This window comes from Ruegeria sp. CK3, from assembly GCF_056536565.1.
Window position 1 is genome coordinate 50,188 of the sequence record NZ_JBQFPV010000007.1, and the last position, 17,951, is coordinate 68,138.

Sequence of the window (17,951 nt, forward strand, 5' to 3'; positions counted from 1 at the left end):
CTACTCAGGTCCAACGAACGCCGAAGGAAATCTTCTCGGTACCTCCGATCCCCGGAGACGTCACAAAGGAGGGCGGTATGTTGGTCTCAGAATGATTGGCATATTCCGTTCATCGCCGAAGACGCTGCTGGAGACGTCCCAGTACTTCGAATTGAGATACACAAAGCCCTAAATGAAACGAAGGCACAGAAAGCTTCTCTACTTCGGGGAGGTTCTTTGCTGTTAGTCTGATTTCAACTATGGCGTGTTTTTTCAACCTCCTTTTATCGCCGGGAATCGCGACTTGTAACCGTCAACAGGTTCCGTCGGTGTCATAGATGATTCCCCTTTTGCCCAACGTCTTTTTGGGCCTTCAATCTTCTGAAAGTTGAATTTTATGAGCTCCACAAGATCTTTATTTGAAGTTACCTTCAAGGCTGAGGGCCTAGCGCGGTGCAAGCACGTGGTACGCGCCCTTTCAGAGGAACTGGCAGTTCGGCGAGTGCGCAACGCCTATCCTAACCACGAGCTCGTAATTATTTCCGTACACGACGTCGCTGGAGCCAACACAGAAGGCCGCCATAGGCTACGGCCCGATCCTCGCAACCAAGGGCAATAGTGGCTTTCCTTTTCAGTCGGTTTTCCATTCTGGAAGGAGGAAAGAAATCGATGTTTGACCCATCCCAAAAAAGACTTCGTTGACGTCTCAACAAAGCGGATCACGGATATGGCTTTCAAAGCCAAACACCTCAGCTCGATCCTTTCCGATGCCTGCGTCGCCTGGGATTGGCTACCGGCTTTTGACCCCATACAGGTCTCGGCTGGTCAATCGATCCGATTTGAAGTGTGCAACCTACAGGATATCCCGAACTGGATTTCCGCGCTTATGCGAAGCTTGCGTTTCGCCCAGTTTTTTCAGGGCAGCGTGATCGAGTTCAAAGCCCCGTCCAACAATGACCTCTTCCAGGGCCCCGCGTGACGTCTCGTGTCGGAGCTAGAGGAAATCAGCAAATAGAACGATGTCCTTGGGGAAGGGATAGCCTTTCTTTGAGACCGTTCTGAAACCTGCTCGTTGAACATTTAAAATCAACAAGCAGCCGATCACGCCGGTCTATCAACCTTGACCCAAAGCTTGCGAGGCACGCCGACAGAGCCTCTCTTTTGATAGATCTGCGGTAACGAATGAGACATTTGACCAATCTCATGAGACGCTCAAAGGTCGTTTTAGTGTCTTGCTCTCAGTAACTTAGGCCACGCGCGTTTGGCTATGCGCTTCCCTCGGAGCGAAGCCGAACCAACAAGAGCTAGGTTTGAGGTATTGAGAGTTGGTAACTTGTGAAGCAGGACGCACGCGTAGGAATGCGGTGCGTGGTGGGCGTTTGGTGAAATTGAAGGGGGCTGTAGCCAGTATTGCGCCGTCGGTATTTCTGTCTTCAGTGTTCTTTACAACGATTGCTGTTGGAGCGGCTGGTGCTCAGACGATTGTTGATACACCTCAGACGACACCGCTAGTGATCATGACGGATGAGGACGTGACCATCACCGACACAGGTGAAGTAGATGACACAACCACTAGCACGGCAGTTGAGATCGACCCGGACTATTCCAGCATTTTCACCAACAACGGCATCATTTCGAAGTCGGATGAACTTTCGCGAATCGAAGCCAAGGCTTTGCTCCTGAATGGTGCTCTGTTGCAGACTGGTCAGATACTGAACACAGGAAACATTTCAATACTTAGTGTCAACAAGTCAGCGCCGAGTTTTACTACGTTTTCAGCTTCGACAGGCATTGAATTAGCTGGGGAAGTTGCCGGAGTTGTGGGAAACACCGGCACAATCAGCGCAGAAGTAAGAAACGAGCCCGATCTTGGCGGTGACCTCAGTGCTGCCGGCATACGATTTAACTCTCTCGTAAGCTCTACAGCGGTGATTGAAAACGCTGGGGATATCAGTGCAAAAAATACTTCTGCAACACGCGCCCGAAGTGGGGGGGCATTTGGTCATTATTTTCTCACAGCTGTAGAGGGCCTTGTCATCAACCATGGGCGTGTGAGTGCTCAGACAAATGCAAATGCATCGGCGGTTGCGAGTCCCTACTATTTCGCGGGAGACTTGACCGGAGATTTTCTTAACTCCGGCACGGTTGAAGTTGCTACGACAACGGACGGCATCTTTGGAACTGCGCTTTCCTACGGCGTTGTCGTTCTTGGAGATATGGATGGAACGTTTTCGAACACGGGGGTGATCACCGCGTCTGCAACCGCTACCGGAGGAGGTGGGGCCGCAAATGCCTTTGGTATCTTCTTCACCGATTTTAATGGCGTGATCACCGATGTCGGCACGATCTCGGCCTTCTCCAGTACCGGCACAGCCTATGCCATCTACCTGGGCGGAGGATCCGGGACGCTCAATATCGACTCCAAAGACAAGGTGACCGGTCTGATCCGTGTTGAGGATCACGATGTCAACCTGGACGCGCAGGGCGAGAGCGCGATCTTCTATTTTGAAGACGCAAATCCAGATGGCGGCACGTTCACGAAATTGGTATCTGACGAGCGCTGGTCCTGGTTTGTCGAAGATGAGGGCGGAGCATTTCCAATCTATGCGACTGTGTTTGCTGGTGATGTCGTTACCCCTGATGATGTTGTAGCCTTTTACGGTAGCACCATCGGCAACAGTCGTCTTGTACTGGACTGCAATGATCCTCTGGACGTGCCGCAGGAGATTGGAGGGTCTGGTGCGCCGACCCTTGGGCTAAGACCTTTTGTCGTGATCGACGCCGAATACAACCAGTTTGAGACGGCGCCTGGCAATGACACCAATCTCACGGTGTTTGATGGCAGCGCCGGGTTTTCGACACGGTGCGATAGCGGCCTTGCCTATGCTGTCGGAATGGGTGTGTTCTATGCGAATGGGGACAGTAACTCAACTGACTTCGATACCAATGGGTTCTATCTTGATGCTGCGGTCGAACGCCGGTTCGGCTCATTCACAGTCGATGCTGGTTTCGGGTTTGGTTGGCTTTCCACGGATAGCACCCGCCAGATTTCTGGGAGTTCAGACGCAAAGGCCAACTACGACAGCACTGTCGTCACAGCGCATATCGGGGTCGAGAAAGAGTTCAATCTCAGCAACAGCTTTGACCTGCTAGCATTTGGCGAAACACGCTATACTCGTCAGAAAAATGATGGTTATACGGAAACCGGTTCGGACGCGAATGCAACTGTTGGAGACACAACGACAGAAGTCATCGAAGCGCGTTTGGGACTGGAGGCAAACAAGGTTCTCAACAACGGTGGTGTGTTGAAAGGCCAACTCAGCGGAGTGCTGCGCAGGGGGCTCGGGGACACCGAGGCCGATGTCACGCTGTTCTCAGATACGCAATCCCTGACCGTCGCCTCGATGGACTTCACAGGCGCCAGCATAGGGCTTGGCTATGAGCAGAACTTGTCGCAAGGCGTCCGGCTTGAGCTAGCAGCAGAGCAAGAGATCGGCAGCAACGCTCAGGGCCCCTTCGTTCGTGCAGCACTTAGGTGGGCCTTCTAAAGAGTTTTTCCGGGATTACCCTGACCGGCGTATGCGGGGGCGGGGATGCGAATGCCGTGCAAGATCGTGAACTGAAAGCTGTTGCGTCGGCAACTCTCGGTGGGGGCTTGTTTGTTCGAGGTAGAGCCGTTGCAAGGAGCGTGTTGGCTAGGGCGGTGGCTGTTTGACATCGGCCCGTACCAAGCACATTGGGTTGATCGCGTAAGAGTGGACTTCACGCCAAAGCCTCTCTCGGTTGCCGGCGACGCTGCAGAAAGAACACCAGGCTAACCGGTAGCAGTGCGGGGGCGTAGAAGGCTTACTTAGCTAAGCGGACCGCAGGTGCTTCCAGTTCCACAAGCTCCCATAAAGGAATAGTTTGTGCGCGTGGAGTGTTAATCCATAAAAGTCACGCAGAGCGCTGGTTTTCTCATTGTCGGGGTTGAAAGACATCCACGCGCTAAACCCAAGCGCGTCAATCGCCAATTCTTTGAGGCAGAATCCCCGAGTGACCCATCGTGGGAGTCAGCCCATCGGTGACCGCCTTGCGAAGAACCGCTCAATAGCAGTATTTAGCTCCGTTCGGATCTCAGTGCTTTGAAAGCTACCCGCCCAGATTAGTGCCTGAACCCGCAGGTCACGCTCAGCAAAGTCTATCAAGCCAGTGCGCAGGAGAAAGACTGTGCATTGGATATGCCGGTTCTTTATGGCTTCGATGAGCGCAGAGTTTCGGCCGGTTTTGTCCATCACGTTCACATCGGCACCGTGGGTGATAAGCAATTTGACGACAGCTAGGTAACCCTTTGCGCAGGCTTCAATTAGAGCGGTGCGCCTATAGTACTCAGCTTGCAGGTTGATTTGCGTCAATGGATGCCGCAGCAGATGTTCAACGGTTGCTGCATTACCAACACCCGCCGCAAGCATAAGGGGGGTGCTTTTCCATCGGTTCGTGGAGTTTACGTCGATATTTGGCTGCTTGAGCAAACACTTAAGTGCATTCAAACTGCCTTGTCGTGCGGCAATATGCAATGCTGTCCAGCCATCATCATCGGTCGCATTAACATCAATTCGTGATAGGACCTTGTCGAGTTGGTTAGCGTCATCCACAATTGCTGCCTCGATAAGGTCGTAATAGTCTGTGGTCATGGTTTCATCGTCCAAATGCGTGAATTCTCCAGCTATAGAATGGCGATGATATTGAGGGCGAAACGGCCATCAATGTCCAAGTGTCTCATTTCACACTCACTTCATTCTGAGATGCACCGGTAGCCTTCGCTCAACGGTTGGTGGTGTCCAAAATCTACCCTGGAGAGTCTTTGGGTCGGAGGTATTCACATTGCCCGAGGCCGTTTGGCCAATACATAGGTCGGCAAGATCGTTACTTGACTTCGTCGAAGCATATCCCGCATCAAACCTTGTCAATGCTTCCTGATAGCTCAGATCGCCAAAGTTGCCTTTATTCTGAAGCGTATGGTTCCATTTCTCGTGTTCCCTATCCGCTTTGAAATCCGCTAGTTAACTGTAGAGGTGTAACGCTACGGTTCCTTTCCCCTATGGTTAATTTAGTGCAGATTCTCACTTACCAAAATCCGGGGCTACGAGTCGCCTACACACTGTTGCTTTGGCCCAAAGAGTAGGCCCGCTATTTTCAATAGGTTTGAAAGATCCGCGCGGGGTACGTGGCTCGCATTGACTATTGGGTTGGGCTGGGGGTCGACGCGCAAAAAACGCGCTCAACCCGACCCTGGCATTGTCCAATTCAGAAGCTGCAGTGAACGGAATGCCCTTCCCATTATCCCGACCCGCTCGCATCTCGTGTTGGGCCAGTCAAGGGGTTAGCACAGCGTGTTGTCTCCATGCTTAACAAAGCGGTTTCTCCCGCGTGTATACGTGCGGTTTTCTCACACTTCTTGCCACTCCAACCCAGCGTCAGTCCTTCCGGAACGTCACGAATCTTTGACCCTCTTGATGCGCGAGATTTCAATAAGTCATTGAATCGCGACAATTAGCTCTGACCTATCCGACCAGCATTCTCTTACAAATACAGAATGTGGCATTCATAAACACTGCAATCACTGCCCCATATTCTCGGTCGCACTATGGCGTTCAAGACTCAGGCGGCGAGCATTGATTTGCTCTCGGCTGGGCTACGCTGACGAACGGCGATCTTCCAGCGGCAGTGCATTCGCCAAACATCACCAGTTTTTATCGCAACGCATCAGTTAGTCAGAGGATTGGGGTCGGCTAATAGAAATCGCACATCGGTATGCAAACCCTCTCAGGCCTGGCGCCACACAGCGCACGCCTGTAGTCGGCGAACAGCTTTTCGTGCTGAATATTGCGCTCTTCTGCGGAAAACTGTGCTTTCGCTGCAATCGCACAAAAATGGGCTTTCTATTCCGCAATTTTGTCTGGGAGTAGGAATCTCTATTGAACCAAAATATTTGGGCTCTTGGGTAGCACGCTCTGCGAAGTGTTGAGACTGATGACTTCTTTCAAAATGGCTAGGGAAGGATACGAAAAGCTAGTCGAATGTTTGCCAAGCTCTGGTTCATCCAGGGCGTATGGTTCGCCATCAATTTCGTAGATCTTTGCGTCTGATCTGATGCGGTCATCATGGAGTAACTCGAAAACAGGGATGTCACCGCCCCTAGGCCCTGTAAGCATGGGGACCGCCTCATTCAGATAGTCAGCTTTCACGATCTCACCCAAGTATTGGATTATCTCTTTTGGTGAGCGCAGCGCGAATGAGCTGCCGCTACCAAAAATCAAGAGGTCCTGATTGCGGGTCGGCGATCGGGTTTTTGCGTCGCCGCTTTTGCTTGCATCGGAGGCTGCTTTTTTGCGCACCTCCTTTGCTGAGATTGGTGAAGCTGCGGATTGTTCCAAGGCCAGCAACGTCACAGAATTCCCTGAATTGGAACGCAACAAGGCAGGCTGCAAAATAGTGATAGGCTCAACCAGCGCGCGAAGGCGTGCGTGCTGGCAGGCGTTCGTAGGATCGCTTCGAACCACGATTTGGCCGCCACCAGATGTGAGCGAGCCTGCACAGTTCCCATTTGCGATCACGACAGGCAATTGTTGGCACATGGCTTTCAGTGCGATGGGAAAGGTTACCGTGTTCCCTGCACATTCGTTCGACGCCTGTCTCTGCAGGTTTGCAATGGTGCTTCTGGGAACTGCAATCCATTTGACTGTCAACGTCGTGAGTAGATCAAGCCGATCTCGCGCCTGCCCCTCAGCCAGCAAGAAAAACAATTTGCGACTAAGCGGTGTTAGGATGGCCTGCGTAAACTGCTCGGTCTCAAGGGAAGAAACGTTTGCGTTGCGAGACTGATCGGGACCCGCGTCAATTCCCAGACCCACATCGGTTGAGTTGAGGTCATTGATACTGGCATCGAGATCAGTCGATAGGCCGAGGCTGTTGTCGGCGCTTTTTGAATAGTCACCTACCGCTGAGAAATAGGTTGGCCGCCCTTTGGCCGAACGCACAATGTTTGTCAGCAGGACGCTATTGTATGAACCTTCAAGACCTTGGTTATAGTAGACACCGCTGTTTGAAACGATGTTGCCACCGCAGGCAGCCAGGAACAGAGCCATTGCACAACACAGCAAGCACGATCGTTTCCGAACCTTAGTGTGGGCGATCTTTCGAAAGCGCTCTGTGGTCTCCGTGAGGATCTCACGAAGTGTTTTGGTAAAGCAGAATCCAATCCGATCTGCATGTGTTGTGCTCGTCATTGGTCCCTCAAGGACTATTCTTATGGTTGCAATTTGAGAGTCTTTCCGCCCGCCGATACAAACTATGTATTATCTCGCCTAGGGCTATTCGCTCTGCATTCTGGGGAACGACCAGACGCGTCGGTGCATCCGGACACTCATGTACCTCAACCTTTGCCGGAGGGATCGATACTGCCGTCATACGCTTCTGATTTGTCGTCATATTACATTCAAAGAAGTGGGATTATTCAAATTCGGAACTCGCGCCCGTCTTTTTCACGCTAGGTTATTCCCTGGCAGGAAGTGGTTCTGCCGAAAACGAAAAGAAAACATGCCGCAGACATGGGTTGATTCCGAATGCCGAGTTAGAAGGGAGCGGATCGATCCGCTCCCAATGGTTTTCAATTCTCAACGCGACCGGTTCTCGGCGATTGAAAGTCCGTATTCAGGGGACTTCGCGTGTGAGATTGGGATTGGGGCATTCGCCCTTCAAATGCGCTTCTGTCTCGCCCGCTTGGATATCGGATGATGACATGTGCATCTCTTGATTATTGCAGCTCGCGATTTCGACGTGGAACTCGTAGTTGCATTGCGGATTGTAGTAAATATAGAAGCCGCCTCCGTCAGCTACGTTGGCGTCATGCTCCTGATTGTCTTGCTCGCAGCCGTTTTCGTCTTGCTGGTTGACCTTGACCTTGGTGACCACACCACTCGACGTGTTCTTAAAGCCGCCCTTTACCTGGGGAACGCCAGTAGGAACCGGGAAGCTGATATTGTCTGACGCGTATACGCTGGTCGCGAAAGCAAGAAGAAGCGACGCTGAGAACGCCAAAGGTACATTTTTGTTCATACGATAAAACCTTTCGATTAATGACTATGAGGGAACGTTGCACTCGCCAACTACTTGCCTTTTCAGCTTTCTCAATTTTGGTTGATCCGACGTACAAAACTCGCCGTAAAGGTGAACAAAACCGAAGGTGGAGAATGCTGATTATCTACTAGTGATTTTAGATGCTTTGTCCTTAAAGTTGTCATGCTCGACATCAAAACGGCAAACGTATCGAAGTCGCTAGTTGGCATACGGGCTAACATCTTGACTCTGCATCGATCCCTCGGGGCAAACCTGAGTTTTGACGTTGGACGCACAACCCCAGGTTTCATTCATGGTATTGAATTGAGGGGCGGGCTGTCATTGTCACTATGTCTCAAATAGTGTTGCGGTGTCGCAATTTTAGCGGGATTGCAGGTTTTGCCATTCACCCATTGAGCCTCCCCAACTGAACTTGTTCACTGTTAGGTTAGGAAAAAAAGTACCGAGGATGGCAAGCAAGCGCCCAAAGTCGCCGAAGTACCGGAGACTGAAGTCGATGACGCGGTGCTAGACGCCACCCTCCGGCTCAGGGTTCGGATAAATGAACCTCTGCCAAAGGCGGGGGAGGTGCGCCGCCAATTCACCTTGCCTAGTCACGGTAAGCCATACCAAACCCCGCGCGTCACTCTCTTGAAAGAGATTGAATGGCAAACCCATACTTCTATTTGCAATGGCTTGAGGTTTCGAGCCGTTGTGCGCGAGAGTATCGCAGCCTCTGCCTCACGCTAATTCAGACAGTAAATTGATCTCGGATCACACATTAGTGGCTGCTCGTCTCAAAAAAGTTGCTACTGGGATCATATTGGCTGAGACAAGCCCACATTCTTGAAGCTGTGGTTGCGAGAGGAAGTGATAGTTATAAGCTACCAGCCCAAAACAAAATCAACTTAAGGATGAGAAAATGAAGCAAAATTTGACTGCTCTGGGTCTCTTTGTTGCCCTCACTTCCGTCGTCAATGCCGAGGGCACAAGGCACATAAAGATGCATATTGAAAACAATACATCAGCTCTTCTGGTCAATCCCACCTCGAACCACAACGAAGTCAATATTAAAGGTGTGCAACCGTATATCGAACCTCATGGGTCTGGTGAAATAGAGTTTCAATACAAGGATACAGCCAACAAAGCGAAAATGAACGTCACATATCAGATCTATGATGACGCCCCTCAGGCCGTAGAGTTCAAATATGAAGCAAGTTTTGATGGCGAACACATCAGCCATTCGTGCAGTGTCGAGGCACCTTTCCCATCATCGTATAGTGACTGCAATCACAAAGATGTTCACTACTATTTGAACCAATAGCGTCCTGGCCTTGGCCAGAAAAGACCAAAAAGCGCCTAGTTTCAGGCTCCATCGATCTTAGAATTCGCTCCCGTTGTGACGGGGGTAGGTAGAAGAGACTTACCGCATTGTCCTGTTCCGGATTTGTCGCAAACGTTTTGAACGGCCAGTGCTTGCAAACTACCGGACAAACCTATTCTGCGAACTCGGCAAACAGACGAAAGACCGACCTGGTCCTATTGGAGAATTGCTGCTTTCGGATCATGTTGGCAACCTCACCGCCGTACAGAGAAGCGGATGCGGATCTGAACGACTCGCACCCGTAGATGTGCCGTATGCAACGTAAGATGACCTACGATCCTGTTCGATCAAGTTGTTCGAGTACTTGGACTCAACCGTTTAGATTTTTAGCTAAGTAGCCAAACAGATGAAGGATTTTTTCACTTTACGAAGTCCCGCAGAATTAACTCTACTTTGTCTACAGCGATCTTTTCTAAAATTTCATTGGAAGACAGCGGTTAGTAAAGAGCGTGGCTACCGCTGGATCGTTCCTTCGCTCAAACAGCACGAAATCAGGGGTGTTTCCGGCTTTGTCGACGGCCCGAAAAAGGTACATCCTTGTAAGTTTCCGTTCCTTCGATTCTATTGCGGGAATGCCCGCTTGTTCCAGAACGATCGTTCTGGTGTGCATTAAATATGCCACGTACGATGTCATTCACATCCGAACAACTCGCCGATCGCGCGCTCCAGCATTTCTGGGTCAACGGTTTCCATGCCTCATCAATGGATGATCTGGTGAAAGCAACAGGGGTCAGCCGACACGGAGTCAATAGTAGTTTTGGTGGCAAGAAGGCTTTGTTTCTGGCTTGCTTTGACAGGTATCAGAGCAGTATTGTGACCCCCGCTTTTGAGGAAGTTGAAGACCCCGATGCGACCTTGCAAAACGTATCAGACTACTTTGAACGGCAAATCTGATTGGGGGAAAGCTTAGGCCTGCCCGGACCGGGATGTTTTGTGGCCAATTCGGCAACGGAAGTTGCACCGAGCGATCCCGATGTGATGGCAGAGGTCACCCGACACAATGACCGGCTACGCCAAGGGTTTGCGGTAGCACTCAAAAACGCCGCCCCTCACATTGAACCGCAAGTAATCCATGACCTTGCCGACGTAGTGGTCATTTTTACCCATGGACTTTGGACAAAGTCGCGGGGTGTCAGCGACGGCGATGTTCTGCGCAAAGCTGTCCAGAGCTTGCTCTCCCTCACAAAGGAAACTCTAAAATGAACACAATCACCGAATTCCCAGAATTGACACGCCGTTTGGGACCACTCTCCTTTGCACTAATTGCCAATTTTCTCTGGATTAATGCCTCAGAGGTTTTTCGCTATTTATTTCTAGTGATGCCCATGATGCGCGAGGCGTTCCCCATGATGCCGGGCATTTACTATCGACGCCGCTGCGACGGCGCTTGGAATGAGCGTAAGTACACTTGGTCGGCGCCTCCGAGAAGAAAACTGCAGCTACGGTCAATTGGCTGGGAAAATACGTGCAAAAGAGGCGGATCGCTACCTCTTGGAAACCGGAAAGATACTATAGCATCCTCTCACAATACGCTGCCGATTCATGTATGACGGTAGTGGCCAAGTCTCTGCAAAGAAGCGGCACACCACCAGCGTCTCGGGGCCACTCAAATCGCCCCAACTACTCTCTAGGTATGCTCTACGGTGCCTCGGAGGCTGCCAATTTTTGTGTTCCTTAGGCTTTCAGCGATGGAATACTAAGAGATGGGTGCAGAAACGATTCAAATCCCAGCAAAACATAATTTCTTGAAAAACATTTGTTTGAGGCTAATGCCCTAATGCGCAATTACTAAGCGTCTTTGAGACAATCAATCTGCCAATTGAGACGTCTGGAAATCGCCAAATCATCGACCCTTGTGCGATTTTAGCGCTTGGACTGGAGCCGTGCTAAATCACTATGGGACGTTTCCAGTACATTGGTTCAAAAGGGGGTAGCGATGGAGATGACTGCGGTGGGCAGGCAGGTTGTGTTTAGCATGCGCAGTGCAAGAGACTGGGGTTTTTTCAATTTGGTCCTATGTAATCTGCATGACTCTAGGACGCTCTCAACTGAGCTTCGTGCCTGTCTTGCGTTTTTGTTTTGTCCGTCACAAGTACGAAATAATGTATGCGCTCTAGACGGCCATCTATTCCAACGAGGTGCTAGCGTAAAAGGCGTCCAAACTTGTCCCGTCTATGTTACTGCTTCAAAGCCGGCGTAACAATAGGCTCGTGATTATAGCACGCGCCCTGTCGCCTGAAGGCGCACCTAGGTTTTTGTAGCTGCAAGGCGGGTAGGAACGGGGATGGTCTACCTCAGATGGAATAGGCCGATGCAACCTTCAATGAGCGCCTTTCTAGGCAACACGTTGCGATGCCCGAGGTGTTTCCAACTAAACGAGGTTCGAGGAGATTTTCACATGTCAACTACACTCACGGACAAAAACAAGAAATCCGTTTTTGCGGACATTCCTAAGAAGGGATATCGCACTAAATTCTGGCGCGAGTACCGCTCGTCTGCAGCTAAGGCTAGCGGCGTTGGTAAGATAATGGATGCAATGGAAAACCTCGGCCTTCCGGCCTCAGGTGATTCCACGAAAGTCAGAGAATACGACAATCTGCCCGAGATCGTTCAGGCGTTTTCCAGTTTGTCGAACGCGATGCTCAAGGCGGAAGGCAAATGCGGTATACTGCAAAGCCAGACCAAGGAGTTCTGTAAAGCCTATCGCGCGCATATCCGTAAGCAGGAAGCGGTCGCCACAAAGCTGGCGCAGAACATCGAAAAGCTGAAGCAGAAGGATGTGGCCAATGAAATGGCCAATGAGAAGGCCAACAAAAAGTCAAAAGAGACTTACGCTAAGTTCAAAAAGGACAAAGAAAACAAGGACGCGATCGTCCGCAAGGAAATCCAGTCCGTCGGCATCCGCGCCGATCGCATCTCGGCGGCATGCAAACAAATCATCAAGGATGTGAAAGCGGCGCAACAAGAGCAGGATAAGATTCGCACTGTCTGGAAAACCCACCACAAGAAGGAAGGCGTGGACCGGGCTCAAATTGAGACAAAGGCAGATGCCGCACTGCGCGCGGTGAGCAAGAAATACAACATCACCACCCATGGAAAAAACATAAAAGGCGCGCTGCCGAAGCTTCTCAGAGAACTAACAAACACGTATGGGCAGTTTGGAAAACTTGACGGCGTGAAAAAAGAGCGGATGGCGGCGGGCAAGGCGATCGCACACGCGCGAGGCAATTTCACAGCCGCGCAGGATGACATGAAGTTCTTCGTCGTGCAGCACCAAAGCGCGCTCGAAGAGTTGCAGGCGGCGCGCCCAGAGGGAGTTTAGCCCCGGCTGGGTTGTTCTCAGTAATGTGGAAAATTACCACTTTTGTGAGAGATTTCCGCGCAATCTAGTCAATTCTTACGTGTGCTACGGGAGGCGGGTTTATGGGTTCGCCTCTTCGGGAAATTTCGCCAAGTGCGGTATGCTTTGCGGCGCCGCCAGAGCTTTCGATATTTGCCATCAGCCAAAGCGACTCTGCAAGATCTAGAAATAAAACGAACCATCAAATTGGCTAAGTGCGGCCGGGCGCGCCTTGTTTGCCTTATCGAGCGGCAAACGCAAAACCTAGAGCGGTGCATATCGGCTGCGGAAGTATGTTGGTAGGTTTGATTTGGAGTGGGGTACAATCTAGCCAGGCGGGCGCGAGATATCCGGGCGCCCATGCTTGTTCATTCGGCGGCTATATCTTGCATGCGGTCTTCTAGCCCCGACGCATGCGCAGCCACCATTGGGTCGGCGCTGTTGGCCAAAAGCCAACCCTGAATCTGGGCAGGGCTGTGTTGTTGACCTCCTAACCGCTGTTCGAACACCCCGGCCAAAACGCGTTCACCGGGGAAAAAGCGCTCATACAGTCGGCGGGCTGTTGGTGCACCCACCAATCCAAGCTCGGTGTGCACATCGGCGCGGCCCGGACGGATCAAGGCCGGGTCCAACCTTTCTTTGTGGTTTGTGGTCATGACCAGCGCACGCCCTTCCTGAGCGGCCACACCATCGATGGCGTTGAGCAAGCCCGAGAAGCTGACGCCCGAGCGTTTCTCACCACCTTCGCGCTGCGTAAACACGGCGTCCACATCCTCGATTGCGATCAGCGACCCCTTGGGGGCACACATCATCGCTTCACGCAGATCATCATCCGTCAGCGTGACGCGCCCGATATCCAGCGACGCGATATCCAATGACAGGTCTGACGCCAGCGCGCGAATGAGGCTCGACTTGCCCGTGCCCGGAGGGCCGTAAAACAGATACCCTCGCCGCCACGGAACACCACGTTCCGCGTACCAATCGCTGGCCCCATAGAACCAACGCATGTCCTCCAGCACTTTCTCGATGCGATCGTCATCCACCAGTACTGTATTGACGGAACGGCGCGGGACATCACCGACATGATCCCACCAGTCCCCTTTCAGAATATGAAGGCCAGGGCCGATACGGTCCCTGGTTTGGGAAAGCGTACGTCCCTCAGCTATCCAGCCCAATATCGTTTCGACCTTTCCGAACAGGACGGTGACATTCAACACCTCCATCGGGCGCTGGTTGTGTGATGCGCCCACTTTTGACTTTTCATTGATGTCGCGCTCCAGACGGCAGAGCTTTCCGCGCCAGAAAAACCAGTGCCGCCCTGGAGCAGGTGCATAGCCCTTTGTTCCCCGAGCCCATTTGCCATCCGTCATACGCACATGACGCGAATGGGACAGGACGTTGTTCTGCTCCATCCAGATACAGAAATGGCGATAGGCCGCGCTTCTGTTGTCGAGCGTTAGGCTGACCCAAACGCGCCGAACAATCACACCGTACATGGCCATAAACGCAATGCGCAGAAAGGCCGCCGCGACCCCGAAGGCCCCGAGCGCCAAGCCGCCCGCGAAAAAATCGCTGGTCAGGGCGCTGGTCAGGAATTGATCAAATGCTTCCATCTTAGCCCCCTTTCACTTCGCGAAAGTCGTGACCTTTGAAACGCCGCACCGGATTGCCGCGTTCGAGCGCATGGTGCAGCTCATTGCGGCTTGCATTTTGTGCGGCTTCTTCCGCAGTGGCTTGCGCGGCCATCAGATGCTGAAGACGTTCCAATGCCAGCGCCTTGTTGCGGTGTTGCGACCGTTCTTCGCGCGCCACCGCTGCAAGCCCGGTTTGCCTGAGCGTCGCCCGCACTGCGCTATCGGTCGTGTTCTGGTGCTGCCCGCCAGGTCCGCCCGCCCGGAAGGTTGCAAAAGTGACGTCGCTCGCTTGAATACGTTCGGGTGTTCGTGCGAGTTTGGGCAAGTCGAACACCCCAATGAACCAATTGGTCCGTTTGTGCGTCGGGCGCAGATTGCTTTGTGCCCGCCACTGGATCGTACCGCGCCAATTCTTGGCAAAGGCCTCGGCATCGGCGCCGCTGATCAGAACCACTGCAGATTTATAGCCAAGTTTTGTTCGAACCCCACTGGTATCGAAGTCCACGGCGAGGAGCTCGGCCTCTTCGCGCATGACATCCAGCACTCCGGCGACGGCTTGCTGGCATTCCGCCGGACCTCTGCCGCTCGTAACCAGAAGTGAGATATGTCGGGATGCAGTCATGACCGCCTCCCGTCACGCGTTTTCTTGAAGGTCAGGAGCGGATGGAACTTCGCCACATAATGCGCAGCACCTGTTCGCTCCAGATCTTCGGCGACAGATTTGGCCGATTTATAGGCCAAGGGCGCTTCTTCAATCAGAAGGTCGCGATCTTCACACAGAATACGGCCACCGAAGGATGTACGCAGCATGGCCAGGATGTCAGATTTCTTCGCTCGTACACGACCATGCATCGAGGATCGGTCGTAGCGTCGCCCGGCACCATGAGCGAGGCTGCCTAGCACGTCGTCATGACCGGTCGGAGCCATCAGGTAGCTGGCACTGGCCCGCGACCCGGCAAGCGGAACAAGTCCCTGCTCAGCGACTGCCGCGCCTTTGCGGTGCAGCCAGCCATCGCTATGTCGCGCAAGCAAGTTATGTGGTGCATTGACCAGCAGTTTCAGATCCGCCCGCAAGGCCTCCGCCGCGCGCTCAGCGATGATCTGGCGGTTCAGGCTGGCCCAGCGAACGGCCCGGTCATGATCCTGCAGGTAGGCCAACGCGGTGTCACTTTCGGGATCAAGACCCGCGAAGGCACCATCCGGCACCGAACCAAGAACCGCATTGCCAAATCCGCGCGATCCGGAATGAACCAGCAGATACAGGCGTGATGCATCGAGGCCGGTGCCGTCATCGACCTCGGCCAAAGTTTGCAACTCGCAAAAATGATTGCCACCGCCCACAGTGCCCAGAGATGTGGCAAACAGGTCGGTCGGCAGGCCAGCATCTTCCAGTCGCCAGCGCTGATCTTCAAATGCAGGCTCTCCAAGAACACGCATCCGGCGCAGCGCTTTCTCCAGTTTCAGCTTTCGCACAGGCAGATCAAGCTGGAACAGCGACATGCCGCAGCCGATGTCGTTACCGATCAGCTGCGGAAAAATACGGTCCGCCAGAACGGCACATCCCACCGGCCCGTATTTGCCCGGATGCAAATCGGGAAAGGCCGCGATTTTTTGCACGCCGATCCAGCCGGCGATTTCTTCGAGTTGCGCTTCGGCCCATCCTTCAATCCAGGCCGCAGATGTATAGAATTTCGTGATGACGCCGTCGCTGGACACAGCTGACGCGCGACCATCCAAGACAGAATTGCCCATAAGATAGTACCCAATAAACGTATATAGATGTGCCAGCTACGAGCCGGCGAACTGGATCAAACCTGATCTGATTTCAGTTTAGGTGTTGATCGGCCCCGAAAGGGCGAAATGACGAATAAGCATGTATGTCCCTTTCCTTGTTGGGGGTTACGATTTGGGTCCGATGGACCAATTGGAGAACGTCGGATAAGCGGGATTGTTGATTCCCTCAACAGTTTTGAACTTGGCTGACCGCAAGTCGTGTCCAAACAGCAACACGACTGTGGCTCTATGGTTACCACCAAGCTTCTCTGCAAAGCATGTACAATTGATACGTTTGGCGATCGAATGGGTCAAACTGCCATCAAACCCGAAGGATCAAATGCTGTTCTCTCTCCTGGATAACCTCTTTGGTTGGAAACAAAGCGCATCGATCCATGATCGCCTTTTCCCACCCAGCAAAATTGCTCATGGCTGTGCCCACATATCCAGGTGTGGACTTTGAGCTTTCGCACTTCATCCCACAAATCACTTGCAAAACCGTTGCTCAGCAAACGCTCCGGGTTGCTTTGGTGGGTGCGCCAAGGCGTGAGTAGCTCCCGTACTGGCAAGTGATGTGTCATTACAACCGTTGGGCCAGAATGAGGCCGGTGCAGCGCTTCAAACAGCGCAACTTTGTCGGTTCTATGACGTTCCAGCATGTCCTCAACTGTAAACCTTGTATCAGGCGCGGTTCGTATTTCTCGATAGTCCTGAAGGTATGCAGACAGCATAATCTGCGTTTGCGTGTCCGATCCTGGAAACAGCTGGAGATCAGTCCAAAGTGTAGCTCCGATGATACGAACACCAGCAATTTCCGTTACCGCACCATGTAGGACCCGAATATCGAGGCCTTCTGCGCAAAGATCAGTTAGCTGTCGCTCTTCGTCGGCCAGTAGTTCCGACCAGATTGACCCATAAGGTTCATGATTTCCCCAAATGGTAACAACCGGGCACCCGTATTTGCGCGCGGCCCGAGCCGGGATATCCAAGTGGCGTCCCATCGTGTTGGTATCGCCTGCGATCAACACTCCGTCTATCGGAGAGGCTAGGTCGGGTAGCTCAAAACCATCCCAGAACTCGTCATGCAAATCGCTCCATACCAAGAATTGCGCCACATTTTTACTCCAAAATTACCAGGCTGTTTCGTAGTGGTTGACGAACCGAACTAGAGTAGGGAAGACCTTGGCTCAACATCAGACCAGTGTTTATTAACAGGCAACGACTTCGCCCGTTTTGCAATTTGCCGAAATGAAACCGGCGTGAAGTCCCACACATCGACGCCAACATTGACGGCGTTCCTTGCTCCTTTCCAGTTGTTATGAACATGACCAAAAAGATGAAGCGCTTGGCGCCTTGCATGGTTCCAAGTCATCATTGGATAGTGGCAAAGTGTATGAGCCTGGTTTTGAGGCCCATCTTTGACCTCGACCAAATAATGTATGCTGTCCCACGGCAGTTCTAAAGTAGGACTGAGGTCATGGTTCCCAACAACAAGGTGCTTTTTCGCTCCGGGCAGCTGGCTGAAAACACCCGCCAAATATGGTGCCTCTTTCGCTTTTGGACCAAAGGCAAAATCACCAATTATCCATAGTTCGTCATCCGGCTTCACGACCTTCCACATGTTTTCGATGAGGAGGGCATCCATTTCGGCTGCCGACCGGAATGGACGATCACAATGAGCGATTACATTCTCATGCGAGAAATGCGTATCTGCAGTGTACCAATTGGCCATTTTCCGGCTCCC

The 17,951-nt window shown here is 52.4% G+C and carries 14 protein-coding genes; 6 read left to right on the plus strand and 8 right to left on the minus strand.

Annotation, left to right across the window (positions count from 1 at the left end):
• Window positions 1-652: 652 nt before the first annotated feature.
• Window positions 653-958, plus strand: coding sequence for a hypothetical protein (locus ACR0C3_RS11325; RefSeq protein WP_480758511.1), 306 nt, complete (start codon window positions 653-655; stop codon window positions 956-958).
• Between the two features lie 403 nt (window positions 959-1,361).
• Window positions 1,362-3,527 carry an autotransporter outer membrane beta-barrel domain-containing protein gene (locus tag ACR0C3_RS11330; RefSeq protein ID WP_480758513.1) on the plus strand — a complete coding sequence of 722 codons (2,166 nt, stop codon included), beginning with the start codon at window positions 1,362-1,364 and terminating at the stop codon, window positions 3,525-3,527.
• 504 nt (window positions 3,528-4,031) lie between these two features.
• Here ACR0C3_RS11330 and ACR0C3_RS11335 read toward each other — a convergent pair.
• The 3 genes from ACR0C3_RS11335 to ACR0C3_RS11345 all read right to left on the minus strand — a co-directional run bounded on the left by ACR0C3_RS11335 (window position 4,032) and on the right by ACR0C3_RS11345 (window position 8,076).
• Entirely contained in the window at window positions 4,032-4,652 is a 621-nt protein-coding gene (locus ACR0C3_RS11335; protein ID WP_480564024.1) for an ankyrin repeat domain-containing protein, read from the minus strand.
• A 1,281-nt stretch (window positions 4,653-5,933) separates the two neighbouring features.
• Complete coding sequence (locus tag ACR0C3_RS11340) at window positions 5,934-7,106, minus strand: hypothetical protein (protein ID WP_480564026.1); 1,173 nt, start codon at window positions 7,104-7,106, stop codon at window positions 5,934-5,936.
• A gap of 565 nt (window positions 7,107-7,671) precedes the next feature.
• The gene (locus tag ACR0C3_RS11345; protein ID WP_480564028.1) at window positions 7,672-8,076 is read right to left on the minus strand and encodes a hypothetical protein; all 405 of its coding nucleotides are present in this window, start codon (window positions 8,074-8,076) and stop codon (window positions 7,672-7,674) included.
• Between the two features lie 922 nt (window positions 8,077-8,998).
• On the opposite strand from ACR0C3_RS11345, the gene ACR0C3_RS11350 reads away from it, so the two are divergent.
• The 4 genes from ACR0C3_RS11350 (at window position 8,999) to ACR0C3_RS11365 (ending at window position 12,782) form a co-directional block, all read left to right on the plus strand.
• The gene (locus ACR0C3_RS11350) at window positions 8,999-9,400 is read left to right on the plus strand and encodes a hypothetical protein (RefSeq protein WP_480564030.1); all 402 of its coding nucleotides are present in this window, start codon (window positions 8,999-9,001) and stop codon (window positions 9,398-9,400) included.
• Window positions 9,401-10,087: 687 nt separating this feature from the next.
• On the plus strand, window positions 10,088-10,354 hold the full coding sequence (locus ACR0C3_RS11355; RefSeq protein WP_480758515.1) for a TetR/AcrR family transcriptional regulator: 267 nt from the start codon (window positions 10,088-10,090) through the stop codon (window positions 10,352-10,354).
• 39 nt (window positions 10,355-10,393) lie between these two features.
• A complete protein-coding gene (locus tag ACR0C3_RS11360) occupies window positions 10,394-10,663 on the plus strand; it encodes a hypothetical protein (protein WP_480564033.1) in 270 nt (89 codons plus the stop codon).
• Between the two features lie 1,195 nt (window positions 10,664-11,858).
• Window positions 11,859-12,782, plus strand: coding sequence for a hypothetical protein (locus ACR0C3_RS11365; protein ID WP_480564035.1), 924 nt, complete (start codon window positions 11,859-11,861; stop codon window positions 12,780-12,782).
• Between the two features lie 386 nt (window positions 12,783-13,168).
• On the opposite strand, the gene ACR0C3_RS11370 is transcribed toward ACR0C3_RS11365, so the two are convergent.
• The 5 genes from ACR0C3_RS11370 to ACR0C3_RS11390 all read right to left on the minus strand — a co-directional run bounded on the left by ACR0C3_RS11370 (window position 13,169) and on the right by ACR0C3_RS11390 (window position 17,939).
• Window positions 13,169-14,413: an AAA family ATPase gene (locus ACR0C3_RS11370; RefSeq protein ID WP_480564037.1), complete on the minus strand. Its 1,245-nt coding sequence runs from the start codon at window positions 14,411-14,413 to the stop codon at window positions 13,169-13,171.
• A 1-nt stretch (window position 14,414) separates the two neighbouring features.
• Window positions 14,415-15,056 (minus strand): peptide chain release factor H, encoded by a 642-nt coding sequence (prfH, locus tag ACR0C3_RS11375; RefSeq protein ID WP_480564039.1) that lies wholly within the window; start codon window positions 15,054-15,056, stop codon window positions 14,415-14,417.
• On the minus strand, window positions 15,053-16,186 hold the full coding sequence (locus ACR0C3_RS11380) for an RNA ligase RtcB family protein (RefSeq protein WP_480758517.1): 1,134 nt from the start codon (window positions 16,184-16,186) through the stop codon (window positions 15,053-15,055). The genes prfH and ACR0C3_RS11380 overlap by 4 nt, the downstream gene beginning before the upstream one ends.
• Before the next feature lie 332 nt (window positions 16,187-16,518).
• Window positions 16,519-17,322: a metallophosphoesterase gene (locus ACR0C3_RS11385; RefSeq protein ID WP_480564043.1), complete on the minus strand. Its 804-nt coding sequence runs from the start codon at window positions 17,320-17,322 to the stop codon at window positions 16,519-16,521.
• A gap of 50 nt (window positions 17,323-17,372) precedes the next feature.
• Complete coding sequence (locus tag ACR0C3_RS11390) at window positions 17,373-17,939, minus strand: metallophosphoesterase (RefSeq protein WP_155148022.1); 567 nt, start codon at window positions 17,937-17,939, stop codon at window positions 17,373-17,375.
• Window positions 17,940-17,951: the final 12 nt, after the last annotated feature.